General features: G+C 47.0%; 19 protein-coding genes. 18 read left to right on the top strand and 1 reads right to left on the bottom strand.

The genetic code is table 11. The annotated features are described in order from the left end of the window. The first annotated feature begins 143 nt into the window (after positions 1-143). From AB5706_RS06065 to AB5706_RS06015, 11 genes are all read left to right on the top strand, one after another. Entirely contained in the window at positions 144-1,469 is a 1,326-nt protein-coding gene (locus AB5706_RS06065; RefSeq protein WP_195991405.1) for a Na+/H+ antiporter NhaC family protein, read from the top strand. 37 nt (positions 1,470-1,506) lie between these two features. Next, the gene (locus AB5706_RS06060; RefSeq protein ID WP_226837162.1) at positions 1,507-2,541 is read left to right on the top strand and encodes an alcohol dehydrogenase; all 1,035 of its coding nucleotides are present in this window, start codon (positions 1,507-1,509) and stop codon (positions 2,539-2,541) included. Positions 2,542-2,629: 88 nt separating this feature from the next. After that, positions 2,630-3,982, top strand: a complete 1,353-nt coding sequence (locus tag AB5706_RS06055) for an MFS transporter (RefSeq protein ID WP_368365942.1) — start codon at positions 2,630-2,632, stop codon at positions 3,980-3,982. A 152-nt stretch (positions 3,983-4,134) separates the two neighbouring features. Further along, positions 4,135-5,133 carry an alpha/beta hydrolase gene (locus AB5706_RS06050; protein ID WP_295260052.1) on the top strand — a complete coding sequence of 333 codons (999 nt, stop codon included), beginning with the start codon at positions 4,135-4,137 and terminating at the stop codon, positions 5,131-5,133. A gap of 268 nt (positions 5,134-5,401) precedes the next feature. Next, positions 5,402-5,539 carry a helix-turn-helix transcriptional regulator gene (locus AB5706_RS06045; RefSeq protein ID WP_173715620.1) on the top strand — a complete coding sequence of 46 codons (138 nt, stop codon included), beginning with the start codon at positions 5,402-5,404 and terminating at the stop codon, positions 5,537-5,539. A 208-nt stretch (positions 5,540-5,747) separates the two neighbouring features. Then, positions 5,748-6,440, top strand: coding sequence for a response regulator transcription factor (locus AB5706_RS06040; protein ID WP_055158531.1), 693 nt, complete (start codon positions 5,748-5,750; stop codon positions 6,438-6,440). After that, positions 6,437-7,468 carry a sensor histidine kinase gene (locus AB5706_RS06035; RefSeq protein WP_005361155.1) on the top strand — a complete coding sequence of 344 codons (1,032 nt, stop codon included), beginning with the start codon at positions 6,437-6,439 and terminating at the stop codon, positions 7,466-7,468. The genes AB5706_RS06040 and AB5706_RS06035 overlap by 4 nt, the downstream gene beginning before the upstream one ends. A gap of 27 nt (positions 7,469-7,495) precedes the next feature. After that, positions 7,496-7,912: a hypothetical protein gene (locus tag AB5706_RS06030; RefSeq protein WP_004611616.1), complete on the top strand. Its 417-nt coding sequence runs from the start codon at positions 7,496-7,498 to the stop codon at positions 7,910-7,912. A gap of 182 nt (positions 7,913-8,094) precedes the next feature. Continuing rightward, a complete protein-coding gene (locus AB5706_RS06025; protein ID WP_306784319.1) occupies positions 8,095-8,355 on the top strand; it encodes a hypothetical protein in 261 nt (86 codons plus the stop codon). A gap of 5 nt (positions 8,356-8,360) precedes the next feature. Further along, positions 8,361-9,026, top strand: a complete 666-nt coding sequence (locus AB5706_RS06020; protein ID WP_004611618.1) for an ABC transporter ATP-binding protein — start codon at positions 8,361-8,363, stop codon at positions 9,024-9,026. A gap of 14 nt (positions 9,027-9,040) precedes the next feature. Beyond that, a complete protein-coding gene (locus tag AB5706_RS06015) occupies positions 9,041-11,419 on the top strand; it encodes an ABC transporter permease (RefSeq protein ID WP_077326079.1) in 2,379 nt (792 codons plus the stop codon). A gap of 224 nt (positions 11,420-11,643) precedes the next feature. Here the strand turns inward: AB5706_RS06015 and AB5706_RS06010 are convergent, their stop codons facing one another. Then, positions 11,644-12,684 carry a DUF6076 domain-containing protein gene (locus AB5706_RS06010; RefSeq protein ID WP_008816376.1) on the bottom strand — a complete coding sequence of 347 codons (1,041 nt, stop codon included), beginning with the start codon at positions 12,682-12,684 and terminating at the stop codon, positions 11,644-11,646. A 302-nt stretch (positions 12,685-12,986) separates the two neighbouring features. On the opposite strand from AB5706_RS06010, the gene AB5706_RS06005 reads away from it, so the two are divergent. The 7 genes from AB5706_RS06005 (at position 12,987) to AB5706_RS05975 (ending at position 18,110) form a co-directional block, all read left to right on the top strand. Next, a complete protein-coding gene (locus AB5706_RS06005) occupies positions 12,987-13,211 on the top strand; it encodes a helix-turn-helix domain-containing protein (protein ID WP_005362423.1) in 225 nt (74 codons plus the stop codon). Between the two features lie 147 nt (positions 13,212-13,358). Further along, complete coding sequence (locus AB5706_RS06000) at positions 13,359-13,562, top strand: hypothetical protein (RefSeq protein ID WP_004614949.1); 204 nt, start codon at positions 13,359-13,361, stop codon at positions 13,560-13,562. A gap of 286 nt (positions 13,563-13,848) precedes the next feature. Then, the gene (locus AB5706_RS05995; RefSeq protein WP_008816380.1) at positions 13,849-14,166 is read left to right on the top strand and encodes a DUF3847 domain-containing protein; all 318 of its coding nucleotides are present in this window, start codon (positions 13,849-13,851) and stop codon (positions 14,164-14,166) included. A 2-nt stretch (positions 14,167-14,168) separates the two neighbouring features. After that, positions 14,169-15,641: a MobQ family relaxase gene (mobQ, locus tag AB5706_RS05990; RefSeq protein WP_074104019.1), complete on the top strand. Its 1,473-nt coding sequence runs from the start codon at positions 14,169-14,171 to the stop codon at positions 15,639-15,641. Between the two features lie 47 nt (positions 15,642-15,688). Further along, positions 15,689-16,429 (top strand): CHC2 zinc finger domain-containing protein, encoded by a 741-nt coding sequence (locus AB5706_RS05985; RefSeq protein ID WP_035110550.1) that lies wholly within the window; start codon positions 15,689-15,691, stop codon positions 16,427-16,429. Beyond that, positions 16,314-17,654, top strand: coding sequence for a virulence-associated E family protein (locus AB5706_RS05980; RefSeq protein ID WP_009321442.1), 1,341 nt, complete (start codon positions 16,314-16,316; stop codon positions 17,652-17,654). Before AB5706_RS05985 ends, AB5706_RS05980 begins: the two co-directional genes overlap by 116 nt. A gap of 270 nt (positions 17,655-17,924) precedes the next feature. Continuing rightward, positions 17,925-18,110: a hypothetical protein gene (locus AB5706_RS05975; RefSeq protein ID WP_004849804.1), complete on the top strand. Its 186-nt coding sequence runs from the start codon at positions 17,925-17,927 to the stop codon at positions 18,108-18,110. Positions 18,111-18,125 lie beyond the last annotated feature (15 nt).

Genomic DNA, 18,125 nt, shown 5'->3' with positions numbered 1-18,125 from the left:
GTTTCATACTACCTGAGTTTGAGCGCTCAGAAGCAGAAGCCTGCCGGGACTTTTTATGTAAAATATCCAGTTGACGTGCTATTGTGAAGCCGGCACAAAAATGGTACTATTAGTACTATAACGAAGAAGGAGAAAAATGTAGGATGAGGAAAAATGAAAAAAGAAATGGAAAAGCACTGCTTCCTATAGTAGTGTTTGTTGTTTTGTATCTGGGGCTTGGCATATTATTTGAGTATGGCCTGGATATCGAGATGGGATTTTATAAAATCCCCGTTGTTGTAATATTTCTGGTTGCATTACTTGTTGCCTGTATACAGAACCGCGAGCTTAAATTGAATGATAAGCTGGAAGTTATGGGGATTGGAATCAGTGATCCTAACATTATTACAATGATCATAATTTTTATGCTGTCAGGTATTTTTGTAGGTATAGTCGGAAGAACATCCGCAAACAGTGTTGCATATTTTATTTTGTCACTGGTTCCGCCTCAGTTTGCAGTTGTTGTGCTTTTTGTGGTCAGCTGTTTTGTTTCTCTTGCAATGGGTACCTCTGTAGGAACAATTACACTGATCGTTCCAATTGGAGTTGCAGTAGCAAGGGTATCCGGATTTGCACTGCCGGTTTGTATTGGTTCTGTCATGAGCGGCGCCATGTTTGGAGATAATCTGTCATTTATATCAGACACAACCATTGCCGCATGTAATGGACAAGGCTGTGAAATGAAAGATAAATTTAAGGAAAATTTCTTTATTGCACTGCCGGCTGCCATTGCCAGCATTGTTATTCTGCTGGTTTTGTCTGTGAAAAATTATAATGGTGGATTTATCGAAGAAAAATACGATTTAATACAGACCGTTCCCTATATTCTGGTTCTTATAGGTGGTATCATCGGATTTAATGTATTTTTCGTACTGATTACAGGTATTCTAAGTGGCTCAGTTATTATGATTGCAACAGGAATGATAGCACCAACAGACCTGATCGGAAATATGGGAACTGGTGCTGCAGGGATGTTTGAAACCAGTATGGTTGCGATTCTGGTAGCTGCAATCTGTGCCCTGATCAAGGAGTACGGTGGATTTTCCGCTTTATTATACTGGATAAAGAAAGTGTTTAAAGGAAAAAAAGGCGGACTCTTGGGAATGGGATTGTTGGTTGGGTTAATGGATATTGCAACTGCCAATAATACAGTTGCGATCGTTATGGCGAACCCGATTGCAAAGGAAATGTCAAAGGATTACGGTATCAGCGCCAGAAAAGCGGCTTCTATTTTGGATACATTTTCCTGTATTTTTCAGGGGATTTTACCGTACGGAGCGCAAATGCTGGTTGCTGTTTCTGCTGCAGCCAGTTTAGGAGAAGTGGTCAGTGCATTTGATATACTTCCAATGCTGCTGTATCCTTACATGTTGTTGCTTAGTTCACTTGTTTTTATATCTACTATGAAAGTTACGGATGGCAGACAGTGAATGCTTAAAAATCTTTTTAGAAAGTGATGAGATAAAAATGCAGACATATACATATGTTTCAAAAGGAAAATTTGAATTAATGGAAAAGCCTAAGCCTGTGCTTATAGATGACAGGGATGCTATTGTAAAGGTAACTCTTGCCAGCATCTGTTCAAGTGACCTTCATATCAAACATGGAAGTGTTCCACGTGCGGTTCCGGGGATAACAGTTGGTCATGAGATGGTAGGAATTGTAGAAGAAGTTGGAAGTGGTGTAACAAATGTGAGACCGGGAGACAGAGTAACGGTAAACGTGGAAACTTTTTGTGGGGAATGCTTTTTCTGTAAAAAAGGCTATGTTAATAATTGCACGGATAAAAATGGGGGCTGGGCTCTTGGCTGCCGCATAGACGGAGGTCAGGCAGAGTACGTGCGGGTGCCTTTTGCAGATCAGGGGCTTAACAAAATTCCGGATGAGGTTACTGACAGGCAGGCTTTGCTGGTAGGAGATGTTCTGGCTACAGGCTATTGGGCGGCACATATTTCCCAGATTACAGAAGATGATACGGTGCTGATCATCGGAGCCGGTCCTACCGGAATCTGTACGCTGCTTTGTGTGATGCTGAAGAAACCGAAGCGGATCATTATGTGCGAAAAAGACGAAAAGCGTATTGGCTTTATTAAGGAACATTATCCGCAGGTCCTTACTGTATCACCAGAAGAATGCAAGAAGTTTATGTTGGCTAACAGTGAGCATGGAGGAGCAGATGTGGTTCTTGAGGTTGCAGGAGCGGAAGCTACATTTCGTCTGGCATGGGAATGCGCAAGACCAAATGCAATTGTGACTGTGGTAGCACTTTATGATAAAGCCCAGATACTGCCTCTTCCGGATATGTACGGCAAGAATCTTACATTTAAAACCGGCGGAGTGGATGGCTGTCATTGCGAGGAAACACTGAAGCTGATTGCAGAAGGCAGGCTTGATACAGAGCCTTTGCTCACACATACTTATCCGCTTTGCAGAATTGAGGAAGCGTATGAGCTCTTTGAAAATAAGAGAGATGGAGTGATCAAAGTAGCTGTGGAATGCTAAAATTGTGCAATAGTAATGATTCGTATATTGTGAAGCGGGCACAAAAATGATACTATCATTATATAAAGAAGCAGGAGGTAAGTACGTGATGAAGAAACTTACAACAGCAAAAATATGGCAGTTTGCAGCAGGTCAGTTTGGATGGGCAATGTTGTCCGGAATCATTTCAAACTGGCTTGTGTATTTTTATCAGCCAGATGAAACCGCCATCAGCCAGGGGCAGAACGTATTTATTCCACAGGGACTGGTGGTGCTTGGCATTTTCACTATTATCGGAGGAATCACAGCCTTCGGGAGAATTTTTGATGCTTTTACAGATCCTATGATCGCGTCCTGGTCGGACCGGTGTACAGCCAAAGATGGACGGCGAATTCCATTCCTGAAATGGGCGTCCTTGCCTCTGGCACTTTCCACAGTGCTGGTGTTCTGGTCCCCGATTAATGAGAAAAGCTGGCTCAATGCAGCGTTTTTGCTGGTGATGGTTCTGGCCTATTACCTTTCCATTACAGCTTATTGCACACCGTATAATGCCTTGATTCCGGAGCTGGGACATACTCAGCAGGAGCGGCTTAACATTTCTACGGTGATTTCCTTTACATTCATTGCAGGAACTGCAGTTGCATACCTGGCACCAACTATCTGGGGTGCATTTATCCCGGCATTTGGACGTGTTGGCGCCATCCGTGTCACCTTCACGCTGATGGCAGTGGTGGCATTTATCTGCATGCTGGTACCGGTATTTTGCATTCGGGAAAAGGATTACGTGGACACAGTTCCGGCAAAAGAATCCGCTTTTCGCTCCCTGACTGCTACGTTTAAGAACGGAGAATTTTGTAAATTTGTTGGCTCCGATATTTTTTACTGGATCGCCCTTACCATGTTCCAGACAGGTCTGCCTTTCTTTGTAACCAGCCTTCTGAAGCTGCCGGAGACGATGACAACCCTGTATTTTGTGGGGATGACAGCATTGTCTTTAGTATTTTACATTCCGGTAAATAAGCTTACCCCGAAGCTGGGTAAGAAAAAGATGATCCTATTTGCATTTGCTGTATTCAGTCTGGCTTATTTCTATACAGGATTTATGGGAAAAATGAGCTTTATTCCGGAAACCGTACAGGGACTGATCCTGACGGTGGTGGCAGCGCTGCCGATGGCAATTTTTGGAATTTTGCCCCAGGCGGTTGTGGCAGATATCGCCCGGAGTGATTCCATCACATCCGGAAGCAACAGGGAAGGAATGTTTTATGCGGCAAGAACCTTTGCATTCAAACTGGGCCAGAGTCTTTCCATGCTGATCTTTACTGCTGTTTCTACGATTGGAGCAGGAGAGGGAACTGGTTATAGAATCGCAGCCTTTGGCGCAGCGGTGTTTTGTATGGTGGGCGGAATTATTCTGGTGTTTTATAATGAGAAGAAGATTAATGGGATTATTGGGGGATAGTAATAAAGTATTAAGACTCTCGTAAATTGTAACACATGTCGCAGTACACCTTTTTCAAAGATACTTTTGAATGAGTTGTGTTATCAGGAATGTGTGAATCGTGATGATTGTTTTTTATGATTTTATAAGCTGCTTGTAAGGGGAGTTTTGAAATGAAAATAATACAGGAAAACGAATATTCAGATACTATGAAAAATGAGGTGGAACCTTATTTAAAGGTTCATTGCCAGGATGGGTACATTCCAGGAGCAGAAGACATTTACCATGAGAAAAATGGAATTATAGGAAAAATCCATGTGAAACGTTATCTGGCAGATGATCCAAAAGGGGTGGTTGTAATCAGCCACGGCTTCACAGAAGGTGCGCCAAAATATGAGGAGATGATTTACTATTTTTTACAGGCTGGCTATCACGTATACATGCCAGAACATATGGGACACGGCCAAAGCTACCGCCTGACAGTAGATCCTTCATTGGTACATATTGATATCTGGAAGCGGTATGTAAGGGATTTTTTGAAAGTATGCCACGAAATCAAAAGGGCATACCCGAAGCTGCCCGTGAACCTTTTGGCCCACTCCATGGGCGGTGCAATCGGCGTAATCGCCGCAGCCTGGGAACCCACTCTTTTTCATAAAGTGATATTAAGCTCGCCTATGATCAAACCGCTCACCGGAGGTGTGCCCTGGCCGTTGACCGTACTGATCGCCAATGCAGAATGCCTTTTAGGAAAGGAAGAGTCCTATGTCTTAGGCCAGAAACCCTACGACGGAACCGATACCTTCCAAACCAGCGCTGGCACCTCCGAATCTAAATTTGCAAGGTACAACGACCTGAGAAAAGAAAAACAGTTTCTCCAGACCTGTGCACCATCCTATGGCTGGCTGAAAGCAGCCATAAAAATGAGCTGGTATTTAAGATACCACGGCTGGAAGAAACTCCGGTCTCCTCTGCTCATTTTCCAGGCCGAAAAAGACGATTTCATATCCGTCCGCGCACTTCAGAAATTCGCAGCGAAAATCAGAAAGCGCGGTGTAGCTCCCTGTGAATATGTCTACATGCCCGGAACGAAGCATGAGATATATTGTGGCGGGGATGAGACGATGGAAGTATATTGGGATAAAATAGAAAAGTTTTTGGAAGAAAAATAAGTTTGGCGTTGCCTATAAACGAAAATTAGTCTCCTTAATCAAATATAAAAAATCTGGTTGAGGAGAAAGTTTTGCTTATAAAGTAAATAAAAATGTCAAGCTTATAAAGTAAATAAAAATTGATAAAACAGCGTACTTTTGTTAATTTTTATGAACATAAAAAATCAATAATTATAAGAAAGAAGTTTATCAGCGTAGGAAACTCTACTTTGCGTAGGTACTCAAAAAGTCAAATTTGTTATAGAATCTGCACATGGAGGTAGATATTATGAACCAATATGTTACAGGAACCATAATTAAAGAATTACGTGAAAGAAACAAAATGACACAATTACAGCTTGCTGATAAGCTGGGAGTCACAGACAAAACAATTTCCAAATGGGAAACTGGAGTTTCCCATAGTTAAAGATACCACATCAAATATGATGAACCCACGCTTATACACTACCAGCTATAATAAACCGCAAGGACAGCAATTTGATACTGCTGTCCTTTCTTTTATAAAATTGCAGTACACAGAAAAAAGCTGTAAAATGATAAATATATTTGTCCTTGTAACAATTCTCGGACATTTGCCTGTTATACTATTTGCAAAAAGAAAAGGAAGTGAGGATATGAAGCAGATTTTAATTGTCGAGGACGACAGTTTTTTGAATAAGATGTTGGCCTATAACCTGACCGCAGACGGCTACGGCGTGACTTCTGCCCTAAACGCCAGAACCGCAGCCGAAGCCATACGCCAGCGGGAATTTGACTTAGTGCTGCTGGACATCAACCTGCCGGACGGCAACGGTTTTGAGCTGTGCAAACTGATAAAGCCCCAGCACCCGGACACCATTGTGATTTTCCTGACCGCTAACGATCAGGAGAGCGACCAGATACGGGGCTATGAGGTGGGCGCGGTGGACTACATCACAAAGCCCTTTGTGATCGGGGCCTTGCAGCGAAAAATCAAAGCCATGTTCGCCATGCTGGAACACCACAAACCGGCCAAGGACATTTACGACGACGGGCGGCTGTTTCTGGACTTCTCGGAGCAGACGGCTTCCTTAAACGGCAAGCCCCTGACCCTATCCCCGATGGAGTACAAAATGCTGAACCTGTTCCGTAAAAATCCCCGGCAAGTGCTGACCCGTGGGCAGCTTTTGGAAAAGCTGTGGGATATAGACGAGAAGTTTGTGGACGAACACACCCTGACAACCTCCATCAGCCGGATTCGGAGTAAGATCGAATCCGACGGCGGCGCGCCCTACATCAAAACTGTTTACGGCATGGGCTATCAATGGACGGGAGGCGAGGCAAAATGAAGTTGCAAAACCTCTCGGTAAAGCGGCTGTTTGGCCGGGTAGCAATGGGGCTTGTCCTTTCCATGTCCGGGATCACCATAGCCCTGTTTCTTGTGACAAAACAGACGGCGGTGCTGCTGACGGGCGGGGCGCTGCTGCTGTGCGCCCTTGTGGGGATTTTTGTACTGACGCAGGCGTTTGGAAAGCGGCTGTCGCAGTTTACCGCTGACCTATGCCAGACTTTAGACCACATGATCGCCGGAAATGAAGCGCCCCAGCGGCCAGAGGACAGCGAAACCCAGCTTGCCAGAATTGGACACCGGCTGGCAAGGCTCTATCAGATCATGCAGGAGAACCGCCGCCGGGTGGACGAGGAACGGCAGGAGTTACAGACCCTTGTATCGGATATTTCCCATCAAGTGAAAACGCCGGTAAGCAATCTGAAAATGGCGACGGACACGCTGCTGGAAAAGCCTATGACCAAGGCGGAGCGCACCGACTTTATCCGGGGAATCCGCAGCCAGACGGATAAGCTGGACTTTCTCTTTCAGGCCCTTGTGAAAACTTCCCGGCTGGAAACGGGCGTGATCCAGTTGGATAAGAAACCGGGCCGCCTCTTTGATACCGTGGCACAGGCCATGAGTGGAATTGTGTATGCAGCAGAGAAAAAGGAAATCGTCGTGTCCGTGGACTGCCCGGAGGATTTGACCGTTTTCCATGACAGCAAGTGGACATCCGAAGCCCTTTTTAACCTGCTAGACAATGCGGTGAAGTACACCCCGGCAGGCGGGAAAATCGCTGTGTCGGTGGTGCTGTGGGAAATGTATGTGGAAATCAAAGTAGCCGACACCGGCAAGGGCATTTCCGAAAGCAATCAGGCCGCCATCTTCCGGCGCTTCTATCGTGAGGAAGAAGTACACGAACAGCAGGGCGTGGGCATTGGCCTGTATCTGGCCCGCGAGATCGTAACACGGCAGGGCGGCTATATCAAAGTGGTTTCGGAGCCGGGCAAGGGTTCGGAATTTTCCATTATGTTGCCGACTAAATAAAGCACACTTATAACAGGAGAAAACACCATGAAAAAAATCAATTTTTGCAAAGCAACAACAATCATCTTAATAATCAATGTTATTTTATCTATTGTTTTATTTTTCGTTGTTCCTGATAAAATAGCAATTCAATGGGTAGGTACATCCCCCAGCAATGCAGTAGATTCTTACTATGTATTTTTGGTGCCGGTATTGTCAGTGCTTTTTGCTTTTACGGGAAAACCTATTTTTACAATGTTCCTGTTTAGATTGTGGAATAGAACTAACGAGCATTTAGTGACATACTTAAATTTGTGTCTGCAAGTTGTATTTCTTACTTGTGAAATCTATATCGGATTATATAACCTATGTAATTTTAATGTTGCCATTAGTATAATTCTCATTGTGGAACTTATGATAGATGTGGTGATTGGATTGAAATTATTTCACAATCAATCTATCTAAAAGATTGTGTAGTATGATTCGGCGGACGACCATTTCCGGCTGTCCGCCGTGAATTTTTTTGAAATGTCCGAGCGTTGTAACATTTCACCCCGATTTTCAATGAAATTTTTTGGCCGCTGTAACATTTCGCGGACATTTGGGTTTTACAATACCCTTATCAACAAAAGTGAGGAGGCGACGCAATGGAACTGCCCCCGACATTGATTTTGAATCTGGCGCTGCTGATCGTCCCGCCCGTTGCCCTTGTGCTGGTGTTCCGGCAATGGCTGGCCCGGCACATCCGCCGGACGGTTGCCTTGACTGCTCTCTGTGATGTTCTCCTATTTTGGGATGAACTGTTCTACTATGAGAGCTTCGGCCTGTTCGCTGTGCTGATTCTGGTGCAGTTGGCGGCCACCGGCGCAGCATCGTTCCGCATTTACAACAAACAAAAAAAGGATTGAATTTTATGAGCATTTTACAGACTATCGACCTGAAAAAGTATTACGGCACAGAGCCGAACATCACCCGCGCCCTTGACGGCGTGAACTTCTCCGTAAATGACGGCGAATTTGTGGCCGTTGTGGGAACCTCCGGCAGCGGCAAGTCTACCCTGCTTCACATGATGGGCGGGCTGGACACCCCTACTTCCGGCAATGTGATTGTCCGGGACAAAGAACTGTCGAAGATGAACGACGAACAGCTCACCATCTTTCGCCGCCGCAACATCGGCTTTATCTTCCAGAACTATAACCTTGTTCCCATCCTGAATGTGTATGAGAACATCGTCCTGCCGGTGGAGCTGGACGGGGACACGGTGGATCAGAAGTTTTTGGACGAGATCGTTCACCTGCTGGGGCTGGAAGATAAACTGAAAAATATGCCGAACAATCTTTCCGGCGGACAGCAGCAGCGTGTGGCTATCGCCCGCGCCTTGATTACCAAACCGGCTATCGTGCTGGCCGACGAGCCGACCGGCAACCTTGACAGCAAGACCAGCGCCGAGGTGCTGGGGCTTATCAAGCGCACCAGTGCGGAGTTTCGGCAAACTGTTGTGATGATTACGCACAATGACGACATTGCCCGCCTTGCAGATCGGATTGTCCGCATTGAGGACGGAAAGATTGTGGAATAAGGAGGTGGCAGGCTATGACATGGCCTTTTGAGAATGATACCAGCGCCATTACAAAGAAGCTGGCAAAGAAAAGTTTGCAAAGCGAGAAGCGCCGGAATCTGATGGTGGTGATTGCCGTTGCGCTGGCGGCGTTTCTGATCTGCTTTACAGGAATAGTGTCTACTTCCCTGACACAAATGCAGCGCAATCAGGTTCTCGATACTTATGAGGCGGTCTGGCGAGGTGTAGAGGAAAACGATATTGAAAACTTAAAAGGAGTGCCGGAGTTTGAGCGTGTAGGCGGCTACTATATGCTGGGTGAGGAACTTTCGGAACAGGGCTATCATGCGTCCTATGTGTATTGCGACGCGCAAATGATGGAGATTGCCAAGGCACAAATGAATCTGTTAGAGGGTCGGGTTCCTGAAAAGGCAAATGAAGTTGTCGTAAGCGAATACTTTCTTTCCACCTATGGAAATAACGCTAAAATCGGGGACACTGTGACCTTAGATACCGAAAGTTTTCATGGTGATTATGTCGTTACTGGCATTATGGACAGCGTAAATGAGAAAGAAGCAAATACCTGCGCGATCATTCTTTCCAAAGCTGCACTGACCGAATGGAATAGGTTTGATCCGGCTGGCTATCGCGCCTATGCTCATTTCAAAAACGGAGTCAAGTTGGACGAAGAACTGATGACCTCTTATTGCAGGGAGATTACAGAGGAATATCAGCTTCCTATGCCCAAAATGAACAGCAAATATTTTGCTTATGTCTCTAAATCCTTTGATCTTGCACTGATGGCTGGCGTGATTGCCATTGTTCTGATTGGCGGCTACATTGTGATCCAGAGTATCTTCCGTATCTCCATCAATGACAAAATCAAGAGCTACGGGCAGCTTCGGACGATTGGTGCAACGCCAAAGCAAATCAAGCGGATTGTAAAGCGGGAGGGACGCAAACTTGGCAGTATCGGAATTTTGATTGGTACAGTGCTGGGCGTATGCGGCGGTTTTCTTTTGTTTCCCAAGGGATTTAATGCTGTTTCCTATGTGGCAACGATTATTTTGACACTCATAAGCAGTTGGATCATGGTATCTGTTTCCATCCGTAAGCCGATAAAAATTGCGGCAGGGATTTCCCCGATTGAAGCCGTCCGTTTTACCCCGGCACAAAAGGACATCCGAAGCCGAAAAAAGAATATCAAGCTCAATCCTGTTTCAATGGGAATTGCGAATTTTAAGCGTGACCGAAAAAAGACCGTTGCTATTGTAGCCTCATTGAGTTTGGGCGGAATTATTCTGCTTGTGGTATCCTCCATTGTTTTGCTGCGTTCTCCAGAGGCGCTTGCAAGACGGTTTTTCCCGGACGGCGACTATAAAATTTATTTGGATTCTGAAATGACAGAAGAAAAGGTTATGGCAGCGGGAAATCCGTTGAATGAAGAATTAAAACAGGAAATCTTATCTATTGATGGTGTTACAGATATAATTCCAAGCAGACAATCTCTCTATGCAACCCTTAAGACGGACATTTACCAAAGCGGTGGTATGTGTGATATGCTGACCGACCAGAATTATGCAACAGTTGAAGCGGCTCTGACAGCAGGAACGATGCCAAAAGATTCCCGTAGTATTGTAATTGACTATAATGTGCTAAAGCAGAATGAGGATATGGGTGTTGGTTCAACAGTTGACTTTTATTTTGGAGAGGGGCAACCGCCTGTTTCCGTCACTGTATCAGGATTGTTTGATTCCAACAAGACGCCTTCCGGGCATGGAAAACTGGCCCTCGATGGAGTACTCTTTTTCGCACCAGAAGCATTGTTCCATGAACTGCACCCGGAAATCGCTTCTTTCGACTATTCATGGAGCATTGTAAACGATCCGAAAAAAACGGACTATGTGGGAGCTGAATTGAAAAATATTGTTGCCAGCCATAGTAATATTGCCTTAGATGAAATCAATACAGTGATTGAATATGAAGAAATGACAAATTCTTTTGCGTTTGGCAGTATGGAGATACTTTCATGGTTGGTATTTCTCTTTGGCGTTATCAACCTTATCAATACGACACTCTCTAACCAGATAGCCCGAAAGCAGGAAAACAGTATTCTGCGTTCTATCGGCCTAACACAAAAACAGCTATGTGAAATGAACATCTGTGAGGGGCTGTGCTATGCGCTCTTTGCAACATTGGCGACGCTGATCGTTGGGCTTCCGGCTTCCATCTTTGCTTGCAGAAAAATGAGTATAGGAGCTTTTGCCGGAAATGTAGTGCCTTACAAATTCCCGGTTTTGGAAATGGGACTGTTCATTCTGGTATTGTTCGGAATGGAACTGATCTTGTCTGTATGGACAATCCGCAGACAGAAAAAGCAATCCCTGATCGAACAAATGCGGGCGATGGAATAACCGTATGGGATCGGCGGGGCGGCGTGTGCTGCCCCGCTTTTTTCGCCATTTCTCAAAAAATTTTTGAAATGTCCGAGCTTTGTAACAATTCAGCCTGTTTTTTTGTCGAAATCAAAGGCACCTCGGACATTTATAGTTCTTCCAAAAGTTTGATGATAATATTACCATTCATGGAAGAAGCAATCTGTTATTGCAATAATGCGAAATTGACGATAGAAAGTTTTTCATATCTCGGTCAGCTCAACAATTACATTACTCTGCTGATACAGCCAGTCCGTAAATTCTTTCGGGCTGGCCGTTCCTGTTTTTACAGCCTTTTTTCTCTGTAAGGCTTCTTTCTTAAAGTCGGAAAAGGAAGCCTGTATTTTTTCCAGACGGTCAGCCGGAAAGCCTGCGGTATTTTTTACCCGGTTTATTTTGTTGCGCCAGTTCTGGCATTCATTTTTATAAAGCAGGTCATAGTTATTTTCTCTTGACCTCTCGTCAAATTCCCGCTTGTTTTGAAGCGCCTGTGCTTTTCGGCACTTGTCGCTGCACAGCTCATACCGCTGGCTCTTTGCCAGAAAATATTTTCCACAGACCTTGCACCGCCGGAAGCAAAGCCCCCAGTCATTCAGCCTGTTCAGATAATAGGTAATCAACGGGTAGAGGGACGCATAGGCAGACACACATTCTTCTGTGCGCCGGTTGTCCGGGAACCAGAGGTCAAGCCGGGTATCTTCTGACGGTGCGCCTTTGAAATAAAGGCTGCCAGCTTGAAATTGTTTCGGTTTTCCTGTCTCCCTGTCAAAGCTCATGGTTTCGTTTTGGAATACCCCGGTCAGTCTGCTCATTTTATCCATGAAGCGGTCACAGGCAGCGTTACGGTCACGGGGTTCTCTGGCAAGCAGATAGCTGTTCCAGATACGGAACGCCACATACATTTTCAGAGGGTCGTTGCTAAGATATTTCTCCCAAAGAAATTCGCTTGCCGCCTGCTCCAGCTCCGGCTGTTTCCATCGGTTGGAGTGGAGAGCTTGCCGCAGCGGAGAAAGCCCGTATAAGTTCCAGTCTCTGTCCGTGTCACGCTCAAAGTTTATCAAAAAAGTTCCCAGTGGGCGTGTCATATCACAAAGCACCTCTGCGTTTTGGCTCCCGTTCAGACGGAAGCGGATCTGCTGTTCTTCCCCAATCAAAATCCGCTCTTTCATTTTCTTCCTGTCCAGCGTCAGGACAAACAAAATCCTCTCAAAACATGGCTCATGCCGTATAAACTGATTCTCCATCCCTATCCCCTGCCTTTGTTTATGGTAATTATATAATTCAGTTATATCCGTTACACTCATGGTATCGCAGAATCGTTGTTTTGTCAAGGATAGTACGCTATGATGATTGCGGTTGGTAATTTCGTACCGCACAGTACCTTGACAAGTGAATGACCGTCCAAAAGGGATATGACCGGCAGGAGAAGTGACGCATTCGGCGCACCAATGCAGGGAAACACCGCAGGAATGGGGCAGGAAAACGGCTTTTGGGGAGAACGGCAACAGGAAGCATTTTAACCTATTTGATTTATGGGAGGAACAGAATGAACGATAAAAAGAGATTGAACAGCTACGAGGATTTACCGCTGGTTCTGGATGTGGCGGACATTCAGCGGATTATGGGAATTTCAAGAGCGAGCGCCTATGAGCTGGTACACACACCCGGCTTTCCAGCGTTCCGCAGGGGCAGACTTATCAAGGTCAGCAAAATTGCTTTCTTTGAATGGATGGCAAAAGGCTCCGAAACCGTACCGGGAAGCGACAAATAAGCGTGAGGTATCATTCCCTGACTTGCAATACTGCCGCACTTTCCAAAGGGGCATACAGAGGGAAAAAAACTTAAAAATGATACCGAGACGCTACATCAAAACAGCCTATCTGCGTACATCAGATAGAAACGGAGAAAGGAGCCGGTTATGGCAAGAATGAGTAACAAGCGGCGGTTGGAATGGTCTTTCTTCTTAAATGACCGCAGCCGTATCACTTACAACGAACTGTGCCGGAAATGCCAGCACGAATGTAAACAGAGCTTCCGGGCGGTTGTGGTTGACTGCCCGAAGTATCTTTCCAAGCGTTCCAAGAAAAAGGACAAGACTGCCGGAAACGGCAAAATCCCTTAGGAACTAAGGGCGCACTTCTATACATAGTCTAAAGACCATGTATCGTGCGTCCTGCGGAGCTTACCTCTGCCGCTGATAAAATCAGCAATCCGAGGTCTGCGTTCGCTTCGCTCCGACAAGGTGGCTACACCCCCTTGCGCCGCTAAAGCGGCTATCCCCTGTGTACCCGCCGCAAAGAGAAATCCGCTCTGCGGTTTTCCCTTTTCATCGGGTTTTATAGAAGCACTGACACACGGACTGTCTGCGGATGGTCTTTCTTTATCTTATCAGCAAAGGATGTGAGAACATGGAAAAATCTTTGGAACAGTTGAAGCAGGAATATGAAAAAACCACTGTCCTGCTGGAACAGGAAAAACGGAAAATGCAGCGTTTGAAAAACCGGCAGGCGTATCTGGAAAGCGGTTCCCGGAAACAGAGGACGCACCGGCTGATTACCCGTGGGGCAGCTATTGAGAGCATTGCACCACAGACAAAGGAGCTATCCGAAGCGGAATTTTATTCCCTCATGGAAAGCATTTTGAATCTGCCGCAGGCGGAGCATTTCATCCGGTCTGCCACAGAGAACCACGCCCGTATTTCCGGGCAGGAGAAAGGCGGTGACTAAGGATAGCACTTTATCATTTTTCAATCGCACAGATCAAGCGCAGCGCCGGTCAGAGCGCCATTGCCAGCGCAGCCTATCGAGCCGGGGAGCGTCTTTACAGCAGCTACTATGGAGAAGTCAGCGACTACACCAAAAAGGGCGGCGTGATCGCTTCGGAAATCATGCTGCCGCCCCATGCGCCGGAAATATATCTTGACCGGGCGACCCTCTGGAATGCTGTGGAGAACTGCGAGAAACATCCAAAAGCACAGCTTGCCTATTCCTTTGATATTGCCATGCAGAATGAATTGACGCTGGAAGAAAACATGGAGCTGGCGAGGAAGTTCGTACAGGAGCAGTTTGTGACAAAAGGCATGATTGCCGACCTTGCTTTTCACAGCCCGGAGAAAGAGGACGGCGGCATCCCTAACCCGCATTTTCATGTGATGACAACCATGCGCCCTTTGAACCCGGATGGCACATGGGGACAAAAACAGCGTCGGGAATATCTTCTTGATGAAGATGGAAACCGAATCCGGGATAAAAACGGCGATTATATGTTTAACGCTGTCCATACAACAGACTGGCATGAGCCGGAAACGCTGGAACACTGGCGGGAGCAGTGGGCGGCTGCCGTTAATACAAAATTTGAGGAAAAAGGGCTGGATGTGCGTATCGACCACCGTTCCTATGTGCGGCAGGGGCTTGACCTGATACCTACTGTCCACGAGGGAGCTAATGTCCGGCAGATGGAAGCAAAGGGCATCCGCACCGAGAAAGGGGAACTGAACCGCTGGATTAAAGCCACCAACCGGCTCATGCAGGATGTGAGGAAGAAGATCAAAGCCCTGTTTGTCTGGATGGCAGAGGTAAAAGAAGAACTTTCCAAACCGCAGACACCGAGCCTTGCCGACCTGTTGATCGCTTATTACAACCAGCGCAACGCAGGGGCATGGAGCAATAAAGCCAGAACCGGAAACTTAAAGCAGTTTGCCGAAGCCGTCAATTATCTGACGGAAAACAAGCTGCTCACATTAGAGGATTTGCAGGAGCGTCTTTCCTCTGTCAACGAAGAATTTGAAGCGTTAAGCGACTCCATGAAAAAGAAATCTGCCCGGATAAAGGAATTGCAGGAATTGATACGGGAGGGCGAGAATTACCAGCGGCTAAAACCTGTTCATACGGAATTGAACAATATCAAGTTTAAGAAACAGAGGGAGAAATTTGAAACATCCCACGATGCGGAGTTACGGCTGTTTTATGCCGCCCGCCGTATTTTGAAAGAAAAACTGGACGGAAAACCCATTGCCCTGAAAGCATGGAAACAGGAATACGCACAGTTAAAAACAGAGTATGCCGAACTGTCTCCGCAGCACAAGCCACTCCGGGAGGAAGTCATACGGCTACGGCAGGTGCAGAACGCCGTAGATACCGCACTGCGCCGGAGGGAGCAGCCACAGGCAGTACAGAGAAAGAAACATGAGATGGAGCTATGATATAACCGGCAGCTTTACCGCTACCAGTATTTTTATGGAGGGAGCATTTGAATGTATTTGAAGCGGTGAAACAGTCTGTTACCACCCGGCAGGCTGCTTCATTCTATGGAATCCGGGTGGGGAGAAACGGCATGGTCTGCTGTCCATTCCACAATGACCGCACGCCCAGCATGAAAGTGGACAGCCGCTTTTACTGCTTCGGCTGCGGGGCTTCCGGGGATGTGATCGACTTGGCCGCTTTGCTGCATGGATTGGGGAAACGGGAAGCTGCGGTCAGGCTTGCGGAGGACTTCGGCGTTTCCTATGAGAAATCCGGCAATGCGCCGCCAGATAGGAAGCGTCACAACAGGTCACAGCCCCGACAAAAATCAGCGGAGCAGAGATTTCAGGAAACGGAACGGTATTGTTTCCGGGTGCTATGCGATTATCTGCGCCTGCTGGAGCATTGGAAAACAGCACACGCCCCACAGCCGCAGGATGCCATCTGGCATCCTCTTTTTGTGGAAGCGTTGCAGAGGATAAGCTACACAGAATACCTTTTGGATATTTTGTTATACGGAGAAATAGAAGAAAAAGCGGCATTGATCGCCGCACAGGGAAAGGAGGTGTTGCGGCTTGAACAGCGAATTTCAGAGCTTGCCGCCGGAAACGCAGGAAGCGGTCAAAAGGACGATGGACACAATGGAACCGGCGCAGACACCGGCAGAAATCCGGGAAACATTAGAGGGGACGCAGAAAGGCGGCGTGAAGAACAGCATCCGAAACTGCCTGACGGTGTTCCAGCGTGACCCTCTGTTTCGCGGGGCGCTGCGCCTGAACCTTTTGACGGAGCAGATTGACATTGTGAAGCCGCTGGGCTGGGAGCGCACCAGTACCACGCTGACCGACATGGACATGAACTACCTGCTTTTGTATCTGGAAGAAAATTACGGGCTTACCAGCGAGAAAAAGGTGCAGAGCGCCATCAAGATTGTTGCCAATGAAAACCGCTACCATCCAGTCAGGGATTACCTGAACAGCCTGCAATGGGACGGCACAGAGCGCATCCGTTACGCCCTGCATCACTTTCTGGGAGCCGATACGGACGAATACACCTATGAAGCCTTGAAACTGTTCCTGATGGGAGCCATCCGGCGGGTATTCAGACCGGGGAGCAAGTTTGAGGTCATGCTCTGTCTGGTTGGTGGTCAGGGAGCCGGGAAATCTACCTTTTTCCGGCTGCTGGCAGGCAGGGACGAATGGTTTTCAGACGATTTGAAAAAGCTGGACGATGAAAATGTGTACCGCAAGCTGCAAGGGCATTGGATTATCGAGATGTCGGAGATGATTGCCACAGCCAACGCCAAGAGTATTGAGGAAATCAAGTCATTCTTAAGCCGCCAGAAAGAAACCTACAAAGTGCCGTATGAGACACATCCGGCAGACCGGCTGCGGCAATGTGTATTTGGAGGGACGACCAACCGGCAGGACTTTTTGCCCCGTGATCGCACCGGCAACCGGCGCTTTCTCCCCGTGACGGTGTACCCGGAACGGGCGGAGGTTCACATACTGGACGATGAAGCGGCGGCGAGGGCGTATATCGAACAGATGTGGGCGGAAGCCATGACGGTTTATCGCAGTGGGAAGTATAAGCTGTCATTCAGCATGGAAATGAACCGATACCTGAACGCCCACCAGCAGGACTTTATGCAGGAAGACACACAGGCCGGCATGATCTACGCCTATTTGGAGGACTACACCGGCGACAGGGTATGTTCCAAGCAGCTTTATGAGGAAGCGCTGGGGAACTTAAATTCCCCGGCAGACTGGGAGACACGGGCAATCTGCGAGATTATGAATACCGGCATTGCGGGCGGCATCATACAGGGCTGGGTAGCCTACAAAAGCCCGAAGCGGTATAAGAAATACGGTTCTCAAAAAGGCTGGGAGCGTGTCAACCAAGCTCCGCCGGAGGGGGACGGTTTTCAGGAAATCACGGAAGAAGAAGCCCGGCAAATGGAACTTCCATTCTGAAAAGCCACCGGTTGACAGTTTGGTTGACGCTTTGGTTGACAGCCGGTTGACGGGGAAAAGCCTGATATTTGGGGCATTTCTCTCCTTTGTCAACCATGTCAACCAAGAAATCAAAGAAAAAGTAAAAAGTAATAATAGAGCGCCTATGGATTGTTTTCAAAGTCTTTTCTGCCGGTTGACACGGTTTGGTTGACACGGAGACAGTCTGCGGCTGTACACCTGTCTGACATTCCCTTGTCGGGCATATTTCATTTATGGAGGTAACTGCCTATGGCAAAAAGCAAAAACGAGAGCAATAACAAAAACAGCGGCACCCTGCTTACCGAAAAAGACGGCACCCAGTATTTTGTCATGGGGAAAGTCCGTATCAAGGTATCGGAGCATTTCGCACAGGATGGGAAGCCGCTTGACAGCCTGCTGGAAGATGTGATCCAGCACGCTGCCGCCGCTTCCTGAAAAAATACGGAATAA

This window comes from Ruminococcus sp. RTP21484sp1_RTP21277st1_D2_RTP21277_210401 (assembly GCF_040924225.1).
GTDB lineage: Bacteria > Bacillota > Clostridia > Lachnospirales > Lachnospiraceae > Blautia_A > Blautia_A faecis.
This window is presented reverse-complemented; position numbering and strand designations above follow the sequence as displayed.

What these genes read in the sequence shown, in the direction of transcription:
- AB5706_RS06050 (WP_295260052.1), top strand. Translation starts at nt 4,135, where the DNA reads ATGAAAATAATACAGGAAAACGAATATTCAGATACTATGAAAAATGAG.
- AB5706_RS05975 (WP_004849804.1), top strand. Translation starts at nt 17,925, where the DNA reads ATGGCAAAAAGCAAAAACGAGAGCAATAACAAAAACAGCGGCACCCTG.
- AB5706_RS06035 (WP_005361155.1), top strand. Translation starts at nt 6,437, where the DNA reads ATGAAGTTGCAAAACCTCTCGGTAAAGCGGCTGTTTGGCCGGGTAGCA.
- AB5706_RS06030 (WP_004611616.1), top strand. Translation starts at nt 7,496, where the DNA reads ATGAAAAAAATCAATTTTTGCAAAGCAACAACAATCATCTTAATAATC.
- AB5706_RS06045 (WP_173715620.1), top strand. Translation starts at nt 5,402, where the DNA reads ATGAACCAATATGTTACAGGAACCATAATTAAAGAATTACGTGAAAGA.
- AB5706_RS06000 (WP_004614949.1), top strand. Translation starts at nt 13,359, where the DNA reads ATGGCAAGAATGAGTAACAAGCGGCGGTTGGAATGGTCTTTCTTCTTA.
- AB5706_RS05995 (WP_008816380.1), top strand. Translation starts at nt 13,849, where the DNA reads ATGGAAAAATCTTTGGAACAGTTGAAGCAGGAATATGAAAAAACCACT.
- AB5706_RS05980 (WP_009321442.1), top strand. Translation starts at nt 16,314, where the DNA reads ATGGACACAATGGAACCGGCGCAGACACCGGCAGAAATCCGGGAAACA.
- AB5706_RS06055 (WP_368365942.1), top strand. Translation starts at nt 2,630, where the DNA reads ATGAAGAAACTTACAACAGCAAAAATATGGCAGTTTGCAGCAGGTCAG.
- AB5706_RS06015 (WP_077326079.1), top strand. Translation starts at nt 9,041, where the DNA reads ATGACATGGCCTTTTGAGAATGATACCAGCGCCATTACAAAGAAGCTG.
- AB5706_RS06025 (WP_306784319.1), top strand. Translation starts at nt 8,095, where the DNA reads ATGGAACTGCCCCCGACATTGATTTTGAATCTGGCGCTGCTGATCGTC.
- AB5706_RS06065 (WP_195991405.1), top strand. Translation starts at nt 144, where the DNA reads ATGAGGAAAAATGAAAAAAGAAATGGAAAAGCACTGCTTCCTATAGTA.
- AB5706_RS06005 (WP_005362423.1), top strand. Translation starts at nt 12,987, where the DNA reads ATGAACGATAAAAAGAGATTGAACAGCTACGAGGATTTACCGCTGGTT.
- AB5706_RS06010 (WP_008816376.1), bottom strand. Translation starts at nt 12,684, where the DNA reads ATGGAGAATCAGTTTATACGGCATGAGCCATGTTTTGAGAGGATTTTG.
- AB5706_RS06040 (WP_055158531.1), top strand. Translation starts at nt 5,748, where the DNA reads ATGAAGCAGATTTTAATTGTCGAGGACGACAGTTTTTTGAATAAGATG.
- AB5706_RS06060 (WP_226837162.1), top strand. Translation starts at nt 1,507, where the DNA reads ATGCAGACATATACATATGTTTCAAAAGGAAAATTTGAATTAATGGAA.
- AB5706_RS06020 (WP_004611618.1), top strand. Translation starts at nt 8,361, where the DNA reads ATGAGCATTTTACAGACTATCGACCTGAAAAAGTATTACGGCACAGAG.